11 protein-coding genes and 2 rRNA genes (1 of these 13 running past the window's edge) are annotated in these 9,221 nt (G+C 38.9%); 12 read left to right on the top strand and 1 reads right to left on the bottom strand.

Annotated elements, in window-relative coordinates:
* The 12 genes from SCI76_RS13850 to rsmI form a co-directional block, all read left to right on the top strand.
* Positions 1-1,474, top strand: a 23S ribosomal RNA gene (locus SCI76_RS13850); it begins 1,462 nt to the left of the window's first position.
* 63 nt (positions 1,475-1,537) lie between these two features.
* Positions 1,538-1,653, top strand: a 5S ribosomal RNA gene (rrf, locus tag SCI76_RS13845).
* A 138-nt stretch (positions 1,654-1,791) separates the two neighbouring features.
* Positions 1,792-1,974 carry a sigma factor G inhibitor Gin gene (locus SCI76_RS13840; protein WP_013081329.1) on the top strand — a complete coding sequence of 61 codons (183 nt, stop codon included), beginning with the start codon at positions 1,792-1,794 and terminating at the stop codon, positions 1,972-1,974.
* 153 nt (positions 1,975-2,127) lie between these two features.
* Positions 2,128-3,552, top strand: coding sequence for an aminotransferase class I/II-fold pyridoxal phosphate-dependent enzyme (locus SCI76_RS13835; protein ID WP_028412631.1), 1,425 nt, complete (start codon positions 2,128-2,130; stop codon positions 3,550-3,552).
* A gap of 16 nt (positions 3,553-3,568) precedes the next feature.
* Positions 3,569-4,195 (top strand): dTMP kinase, encoded by a 627-nt coding sequence (gene tmk, locus SCI76_RS13830; protein ID WP_028412632.1) that lies wholly within the window; start codon positions 3,569-3,571, stop codon positions 4,193-4,195.
* Positions 4,196-4,258: 63 nt separating this feature from the next.
* Positions 4,259-4,588, top strand: coding sequence for a cyclic-di-AMP receptor (locus SCI76_RS13825; RefSeq protein WP_013054845.1), 330 nt, complete (start codon positions 4,259-4,261; stop codon positions 4,586-4,588).
* A 33-nt stretch (positions 4,589-4,621) separates the two neighbouring features.
* The gene (gene holB / locus SCI76_RS13820; protein ID WP_013054846.1) at positions 4,622-5,614 is read left to right on the top strand and encodes a DNA polymerase III subunit delta'; all 993 of its coding nucleotides are present in this window, start codon (positions 4,622-4,624) and stop codon (positions 5,612-5,614) included.
* Positions 5,615-5,618: 4 nt separating this feature from the next.
* The gene (locus SCI76_RS13815; RefSeq protein ID WP_013054847.1) at positions 5,619-6,446 is read left to right on the top strand and encodes a stage 0 sporulation family protein; all 828 of its coding nucleotides are present in this window, start codon (positions 5,619-5,621) and stop codon (positions 6,444-6,446) included.
* Between the two features lie 14 nt (positions 6,447-6,460).
* The gene (gene yabA, locus SCI76_RS13810; protein ID WP_013054848.1) at positions 6,461-6,826 is read left to right on the top strand and encodes a DNA replication initiation control protein YabA; all 366 of its coding nucleotides are present in this window, start codon (positions 6,461-6,463) and stop codon (positions 6,824-6,826) included.
* A 78-nt stretch (positions 6,827-6,904) separates the two neighbouring features.
* The gene (locus SCI76_RS13805; RefSeq protein ID WP_028412633.1) at positions 6,905-7,651 is read left to right on the top strand and encodes a tRNA1(Val) (adenine(37)-N6)-methyltransferase; all 747 of its coding nucleotides are present in this window, start codon (positions 6,905-6,907) and stop codon (positions 7,649-7,651) included.
* Complete coding sequence (locus SCI76_RS13800; protein ID WP_013054850.1) at positions 7,638-7,925, top strand: GIY-YIG nuclease family protein; 288 nt, start codon at positions 7,638-7,640, stop codon at positions 7,923-7,925. Before SCI76_RS13805 ends, SCI76_RS13800 begins: the two co-directional genes overlap by 14 nt.
* Complete coding sequence (gene rsmI, locus SCI76_RS13795; protein ID WP_016762698.1) at positions 7,903-8,775, top strand: 16S rRNA (cytidine(1402)-2'-O)-methyltransferase; 873 nt, start codon at positions 7,903-7,905, stop codon at positions 8,773-8,775. Before SCI76_RS13800 ends, rsmI begins: the two co-directional genes overlap by 23 nt.
* Positions 8,776-8,807: 32 nt before the next feature.
* Here the strand turns inward: rsmI and SCI76_RS13790 are convergent, their stop codons facing one another.
* On the bottom strand, positions 8,808-9,098 hold the full coding sequence (locus SCI76_RS13790; RefSeq protein ID WP_170836841.1) for an AbrB/MazE/SpoVT family DNA-binding domain-containing protein: 291 nt from the start codon (positions 9,096-9,098) through the stop codon (positions 8,808-8,810).
* Positions 9,099-9,221: the final 123 nt, after the last annotated feature.

The following is a 9,221-nucleotide window of genomic DNA, read 5'->3' as shown; positions in this document are numbered from 1 at the left end:
TGAGTAATGGGGGGACGCAGTAGGATAGGGTAAGCGCGCTGCTGGATATGCGCGTTCAAGCAGTTAGGCTGATGAGTAGGCAAATCCGCTCATCATGAAAGCTGAGCTGTGATGACGAGGGAATTATAGTACCGAAGTTCCTGATTCCACACTGCCAAGAAAAGCCTCTAGCGAGGCGGGAGGTGCCCGTACCGCAAACCGACACAGGTAGGCGAGGAGAGAATCCTAAGGTGATCGAGAGAACTCTCGTTAAGGAACTCGGCAAAATGACCCCGTAACTTCGGGAGAAGGGGTGCTCTGGTAGGGTGTATAGCCCGAGAGAGCCGCAGTGAATAGGCCCAGGCGACTGTTTAGCAAAAACACAGGTCTCTGCGAAGCCGCAAGGCGAAGTATAGGGGCTGACGCCTGCCCGGTGCTGGAAGGTTAAGAGGAGGGGTTATCCTTTGGGAGAAGCTCTGAATCGAAGCCCCAGTAAACGGCGGCCGTAACTATAACGGTCCTAAGGTAGCGAAATTCCTTGTCGGGTAAGTTCCGACCCGCACGAAAGGCGTAACGATCTGGGCACTGTCTCAACGAGAGACTCGGTGAAATTATAGTACCTGTGAAGATGCAGGTTACCCGCGACAGGACGGAAAGACCCCGTGGAGCTTTACTGTAGCCTGATATTGAATTTTGGTACAGCTTGTACAGGATAGGTAGGAGCCTGAGAAGCCGGAGCGCTAGCTTCGGTGGAGGCGTCGGTGGGATACTACCCTGGCTGTATTGAAATTCTAACCCGCGGCCCTGATCGGGCCGGGAGACAGTGTCAGGTGGGCAGTTTGACTGGGGCGGTCGCCTCCTAAAATGTAACGGAGGCGCCCAAAGGTTCCCTCAGAATGGTTGGAAATCATTCGTAGAGTGTAAAGGCACAAGGGAGCTTGACTGCGAGACCTACAAGTCGAGCAGGGACGAAAGTCGGGCTTAGTGATCCGGTGGTTCCGCATGGAAGGGCCATCGCTCAACGGATAAAAGCTACCCCGGGGATAACAGGCTTATCTCCCCCAAGAGTCCACATCGACGGGGAGGTTTGGCACCTCGATGTCGGCTCATCGCATCCTGGGGCTGTAGTCGGTCCCAAGGGTTGGGCTGTTCGCCCATTAAAGCGGTACGCGAGCTGGGTTCAGAACGTCGTGAGACAGTTCGGTCCCTATCCGTCGTGGGCGTAGGAAATTTGAGAGGAGCTGTCCTTAGTACGAGAGGACCGGGATGGACACACCGCTGGTGTACCAGTTGTCTTGCCAAAGGCATCGCTGGGTAGCTATGTGTGGACGGGATAAGTGCTGAAAGCATCTAAGCATGAAGCCCCCCTCAAGATGAGATTTCCCATAGCGCAAGCTAGTAAGATCCCTGAAAGATGATCAGGTTGATAGGTCAGAGGTGGAAGCGTGGCGACATGTGTAGCTGACTGATACTAATCGATCGAGGACTTAACCAAACTTTTAAAAGCGTAAGCTTTACTCAGCAAACTGTTACCTAGTTTTGAGAGAACAATCTCTTGTCTGGTGGCGATAGCGAAGAGGTCACACCCGTTCCCATACCGAACACGGAAGTTAAGCTCTTTAGCGCCAATGGTAGTTGGGACTTTGTCCCTGTGAGAGTAGGACGTTGCCAGGCACTTGAAAAAAGACTAGCTATTTTAGCTAGTCTTTTTTTATTATTCACAAAGTATAAGCTATCTACATAAAATGGGGTAAATGAACTGCATAAAGAAGTTACATCTTGTCGATACTTATTTAGTGGAGGTGGAGAGTAATGGAAAAACAAATTAAAACATGTTCCGTTTGTCATGAACAGCATACAAAGGGTATTGAAGTGTTTTCCAGCTTTATATGCCAACACTGCGAGGTAGAGATTGTAGAGGTGGATTCATCTCATTTTCGTTATCAATTGTTAGTAAATCAATTAAAGAGAATATCAGGAGCGTTTTCTTACTAAAAGCCCTTTTTTATAAGGGCTTCTTTATATGGCTCAAAAAAATCATCTAAGTTTGTTATAATGAAAGAAAAATGAATTTTGATAGGAAAAATGCTTACATATTCTTTTATCAAGTTAACAATGTTATATTTACAAAAAGTAAGGAATGGATGTATGGATACATATTTACCTTTATATAACCGTTTAGTAAGGCATAGCGAAAAGAGGTCACTCTCTTACCACGTGCCCGGCCATAAAAATGGTCAAATTCTACCTTCACATATTCAGTCTTCTTACGCAGATTTTTTGCAATACGATCTAACGGAAATTAGCGGATTAGATGATTTACATGAAGCAGAATCTGTTATTAAAGAAGCACAAGAGTTAACGGCAAAGTTGTATGGAGTAGATGAAAGCTTTTTTTTAGTTAATGGTTCTACTGTAGGCAACCTCTCAGCAATTTTATCTCTTTGTCAAGAAGGAGATAAAATTGCTGTTCAAAGAGATTCTCATAAATCTATTTTTAATGCTATTACTTTATCAAAGGCATCACCTATTTTTTTAGCTCCTGAAATAGATTCAAAAACACATCTTAGTACAGGTGTATCCATTAAAACAATTAAAGCGGCTTTAGAGCGTTCTGAGGATATAAAAGCATTTGTATTAACAAATCCTACTTACTACGGGGTAGCACGAGATTTAAAGGAGACCATTGACTTTATTCATAGCTACAATATTCCTATAGTTATTGATGAAGCTCATGGAGCCCATTTTATTTTAGGCAATCCTTTTCCGTCGTCAGCTGTTACGTATGGAGCTGACCTTGTCGTTCAGTCAGCACATAAAACGCTACCAGCTATGACAATGGGTTCTTATTTACATATGCAGGGAACATTAGTGAATAAGCAAGCGGTGCGCCATTACCTACAAGTACTTCAGTCAAGCAGTCCTTCATACCCTATTATGGCTTCTCTCGATTTGGCACGGTATTATCTGCAGCAGTTTACACAGCATGATATCGATAGAATGACTGACAATATTCATTCGTTTGTTGAAAAGATTAATAAGATTGATACACTTTCAACTATTAATGTGGAAACAGATCAAACTGCTACCGACCTTTTGAAAATGACATTGACTTGTTCGGCGGCAACAGGATATGATTTGCAAAAGGAACTGGAAAAACAAGATATTTATACAGAACTAGCTGACGTTAACTATGTATTGTTTGTTCTACCGTTAAGCAGCAGTTGGGACTTTAATGATACAATTAAGCGGGTTAGACAAGCAGTAGCAAATATACAGCGTAAGTCGTATGAAAAACCACTAATCAAACCATTTCGTTTTTCAAGGGCAACGGTTCTCCTGTCTATGGAAGAAAGAAAATTAAGGACAAAGCATATGTGTTCGTTTGAAGAAGCGATTGGGTGTGTAAGCGCACAATCTATTATTCCATATCCTCCTGGAATTCCTATTTTAATGGAGGGAGAAACGATTACGAGCAATCATATTGACTATATTTTGCATATTCAAAGGTTAAATGGTCATATTCAAGGCGGCTCTTGTATGGAAGAAGGAAAGATAGAAGTATTTAAATAGAGAAAGGAATTTATACATGTCAGGAACGTTTATTACATTCGAAGGGCCAGAGGGTGCTGGTAAGACGACCATCATCCATATGGTTCAACAAAAATTAATACAAGATGGCTATAACATTGTATTAACAAGAGAGCCTGGAGGCATACGAATTGCTGAACAAATTCGTGAAATCATCTTAAATCCATCTAACACGGAAATGGATGCCAGAACAGAAGCACTTCTTTACGCTGCGGCTAGGAGACAACATCTTGTAGAAAAAGTGATTCCTGAGCTAAATAAAGGGAATATAGTATTATGTGACCGTTTTATTGATAGCTCACTTGCTTATCAAGGAAATGCGCGGGGGATAGGTGTAGAAGATATTTTTGCTATCAATCAATTTGCTATTGAGCAAACGATGCCACAGGCCACTTTATATTTTGATATTGAGCCTGAGGTAGGATTAGAAAGAATTAATAAAGGTCGAAAAGATGAGATTAATCGATTAGATTTAGAATCCTTAGACTTTCATTACAAAGTACGAGATGGATATCTATCTCTTTTGAGTCAATTTCCAGAGCGTATTCGCCGAATTGATGCAAATCAATCCATTGAAAAGGTCTGTGAAGAAGCTTATAAACAGATACAATTGATTTTAAAATAAATACAGATGATTGTTATTCTTGCTATACTATTCTTAACAATAAAGTAAAATGAGGTGTTATTCATGAAATTAGTAATGGCCGTTATTCAAGATTCAGATAGCTCAAAGCTTTTAAATGCACTTGTAGAAAGAGGATTTCGTTCAACCAAATTATCAAGTACGGGCGGATTTTTAAAATCAGGGAATACAACAATTATGATTGGTACAGATGATCATAAAGTAGATGAAGTACTTGATATTATTAAGGGCCAATGTGAAAACCGCAGACAGATGATTTCTCCTGTGGCACCGATGGGTGGTAATGCAGATTCATACATTCCGTATCCTGTTGAAGTTGAAGTGGGCGGAGCTACAGTATTCGTACTACCAGTAGATCAATTTCATCAATTTTAAGAGAGAAGATTTTAAATAGAAAGTGATGATTGAATGGGAAATACATGGGAACAGCTTGAAGCTCTTCAGCCGAACGTATTAAAGATTTTGCAAAACAGCTTACTTAAAGAGCGAGTTGCTCATGCTTATTTATTTGAAGGAAGCAAAGGAACAGGTAAAAAACAAATTAGTTTTTTGTTTGCTAAAGCACTGTTTTGCCAAAATCCAGTTAATCATAGGCCATGCCATGAGTGCAGTAACTGCCGGCGAATTGATTCAGGTAATCATCCAGATATTCACTTGATTGAGCCAGCTGGTTTATCGATTAAAAAAGAGCAAATTCAATTCTTGCAATCAGAATTCACAAAAACCGGTGTTGAATCTAATAAAAAGTTATATATTGTGAATCATGTTGATAAAATGACAGTAAGCGCAGCAAATAGTTTACTGAAATTTTTAGAAGAGCCTGGCAACGGAACTTATGCAATTTTATTAACAGAAAATATACAGCGCTTATTAGATACGATTATCTCACGTTGCCAAGTAATATCATTTCGATCTCTTACACCAGAACAGTTAGCTGAAAAACTAGTAGAAAATGGCCTTTCCGCAGTAGATGCGTCCATCTTGTCTAATTTAACAAACAGCATTGATGAAGCAATTGAATTAAGTAAAGATGAATGGTTTGGACTTGCAATAAAGTTAGTGATACAATTATATGAAGTGTTAACAACGAGACCTCAACAAGCTCTGCTTTTTATTCATGAAAAGTGGGTAACACATTTTAAAGAAAAAGAACAAGCTCATATTGGTTTAACTTTATTGATGCTTCTTTACCGTGATTTGTTGACGCTGCAAGTTGGACAAGAGTCTAAAATCGTCTATCGTCATAAAATAGAAGAATTAAAACAGCAAGCTCTTCAGACAACGCAGGAAAAAGCGATTTATCGCTTAGAGGTTATCTTGAAGGCCAAAAATAAATTAAATTCAAATATGAATCTACAGTTATTAATGGAACAGCTGGTGTTGGATTTGCAGGAGGGATAAAAGCTTGTATGATGTAGTAGGCGTTCGCTTTAAAAAAGCGGGAAAAATATATTATTTTGACCCTGGAGAACTTACAATTCCAGATGGTGAGTTTGTTATTGTAGAAACAGTTCGTGGTGTTGAATTTGGCAGAGTGGTTATTAACAAAAAGCAAGTAAGTGAACATGATGTCGTGCTTCCTTTGAAAAAAGTAATCCGCATTGCTGAACAAAAAGACAGGCTGATTGTGGATGAAAATAAACAAGCTGCTAGAGAAGCGTATGACGTATGCGTGCAAAAAATTCAATCACACGATTTAGATATGAAGTTAGTAGATGTAGAATATACGTTTGATCGTAATAAAGTCATTTTTTATTTTACAGCAGACGGCCGTATTGATTTTAGAGAGCTAGTTAAAGATTTAGCTGCTATTTTCCGTACGCGAATTGAGCTTCGTCAAATTGGTGTACGAGACGAGGCAAAACTGTTGGGTGGGATAGGTCCTTGTGGACGTATGCTATGTTGCTCAACGTTTTTAGGTGATTTTGAGCCGGTTTCTATTAAGATGGCCAAAGACCAAAACCTATCGCTTAATCCAACGAAAATTTCTGGTTTATGCGGACGTTTGATGTGTTGTTTAAAATATGAAAATGATGAGTATGAAACGGCAAAAGAACAGCTTCCTGATATAGGCTCAACAATTAAAACTTCAGATGGTTCAGGACGTGTAGTAGGTTTGAATATTTTGGAAAGAATTATTCAAGTGGAACTGTCAGATCACGAACAAATTTTAGAGTATACTCTGGATGAGATCAATAATGAAGGTGCTGTTTCGTTTCAAGCCACAGATTAACGAGGTGGGCAAAGGTGGATAAAAAAGAGATTTTTGATTCGGTGACAAACATGGAGGAACAAATTGGTCATTTATATAAGCAGTTAGGTGAGTTGAAAGAGCATCTTGCTGAGCTAATTGAAGAAAATCATCATCTGCAAATAGAAAATGATCATTTGCGCCGTCGCCTTGACCAGACAAACTTCGAAACGAAGCTGAAAAATAGACATTCAAAAGCAAGCGCTCAAACAAAAGAGCAAAAACAAATTGATATCGGAGAAGGATATGACAATTTGGCTCGCCTTTACCAAGAGGGTTTTCATATTTGTAACATTCATTATGGAAGTGTGCGTAAAGATGGAGACTGTTTGTTTTGCTTGTCATTTTTAAATAAAAAGTAACAACACCTCTCCCTTTTGGAGAGGTTCTTTTTATGAGTAAAAGATGTAAATAATAGATGTACAAGGAGAAGAACGATTATGGTTGAGTTATATGGAGATGAACGTTTAGATTATCTATTAGCCGATGAGGAAATGCGCATTATTCAAAGTCCATCTGTCTTTTCCTTTTCATTGGATGCTGTGCTTTTATCTCACTTTGCTTATGTCCCAATTCGTAAAGGCAACTTGGTTGATTTATGTTCAGGAAACGGTGTAATCCCACTGTTTTTATCTAAACGAACAAAGGGAAAAATTATTGGTGTAGAAATTCAAGAGCGGCTACATAGTATGGCACAAAGAAGTATTGCGTATAATCAGCTGGATGGGCAGATTAAAATGATACATGGTGATTTAAAAAATGCACCTCAAGAACTGGGTTATGGAAAATATGATGTTGTAACATGTAATCCTCCTTATTTCACCACATCCAATAAAGAAGAAATAAATGAAAACGAACACTTTGCAATCGCTCGCCACGAAATTCATTGTTCGTTGGAAGATGTGATTAGAGCCAGTAGTCAACTAGTTAAGCAAGGCGGAAAAGTAGCATTGGTTCACCGTCCAGGGAGACTATTAGATATCGTTACGTTAATGAGGCAATACCGTTTAGAGCCAAAGAGACTTCAGTTTGTCTATCCTAAAGATGGGAAAGAAGCAAATACACTTTTAATTGAAGGTACGAAGGATGGAAGTCCAGATTTAAAGATTCTTCCTCCGCTGGTGGTCTACCAAGATAATGATGAATACACGGACGAATTAAAAAGGATTTTATATGGAACAGAATAATCATTATTTTTATGTAGTTGAATGCAAGGACTGTACGTATTACGCTGGTTACACGAATAATTTGCAAAAACGTATTTCTGTCCATAATGAAGGGAAAGGGGCAAAATATACGAGAGCAAGAAGGCCTGTTTCATTAATTTGGCATGAGGTGTTTACTTCTAAAACAGAAGCTATGCAAAAAGAGTATTGGTTCAAACAGTTAAGCAGAGTGCAAAAACAGGCTTACATTCGAAGGGAGCAAGAAAAGCAGAATGAAATCACAAAAAAGTTATGATGTATCGAATGAACGAGGCGTTTTATATTTAGTTCCCACTCCTATTGGAAACTTAGAGGATATGACATTTCGTGCGATTCGAATTTTAAAAGAAGTTGATTATATTGCCGCAGAAGATACGAGACAAACGAAAAAACTATGTAACCACTTTGAAATCGATACGCCTATTACAAGTTATCATGAACATAATAAACATACAAAAAGTGAACAGCTGTTAAGCGACTTGGACAGTGAAAAAAATATTGCTTTAGTAAGCGACGCGGGTATGCCCTGTATTTCAGATCCTGGTTATGAGTTAGTGGTAGCTGCCGTTAAAGAAGGATATACGGTTGTTCCGCTGCCGGGGCCTAACGCAGCATTAACAGCTTTAATTGCTTCTGGTCTACCTACAGGGCAGTTTTATTTCTATGGATTTTTAAACAGAAATAAAAAACAGCGTAAAGAACAGCTTCAAGAGCTTCAGTATATTAAAGAAAGCATGATATTTTATGAAGCCCCTCATCGATTAAAAGAAACGCTAAAGAGTATAGAAGAAATTTTAGGGAACCGATCTATTGTGTTATGTAGAGAGTTAACCAAACGCTATGAAGAATTTTTAAGAGGAAGCGTATTAGAAGCAATTGAATGGACAAATGCCACAGATATTAGAGGGGAATTCTGCTTAATTCTTGAAGGGACAAATGAAGAAGCGCCAGATGAAAGTAATCTATGGTGGGAACAGCTCACCATTATCGAGCACGTTGATCACTATGTAGAAGAAGGACTTTCAAACAAAGAAGCGATTAAGCAAGTGGCAAAAGACCGAGATGTATCAAAACGAGACATTTATAGTGAATATCACGTACATTAAAAAAAGCTGTCTATCATAGACAGCTTTTCGTTTTATTTAGAAGCTTGTAAAGAATCTTGAAGTTCTTTCATGATTTGTTCTGCACCTTCACGGCTTAGAATTAATTTGCCGCTAGCAAGTTGAATGTTATCATCAGATACTTCACCTGTTACTTGGCAAGTCATGTTTGGTTTATATTTTTTTAAGATGATGCGCTCTTCATCTACATAGATTTCTAGAGCATCTTTCTCTGCAATTCCTAATGTACGACGTAATTCAATTGGAATTACTACGCGTCCTAATTCATCAACTTTACGAACAATACCTGTAGATTTCATGTTAATCGTTCTCCTCTCAATGATCATTTTTCTATGTTATTACTTTCGTCATTATTCGACAATTTCAACGTACTTTCATAATACCAGCGTTTCCAAAACTAGTCAATCATTTTATATGTAAAAAAATGT

Source organism: Priestia sp. HNGD-A6 (genome assembly GCF_045784335.1).
Lineage (GTDB): Bacteria > Bacillota > Bacilli > Bacillales > Bacillaceae_H > Priestia > Priestia zanthoxyli.
This window is presented reverse-complemented; position numbering and strand designations above follow the sequence as displayed.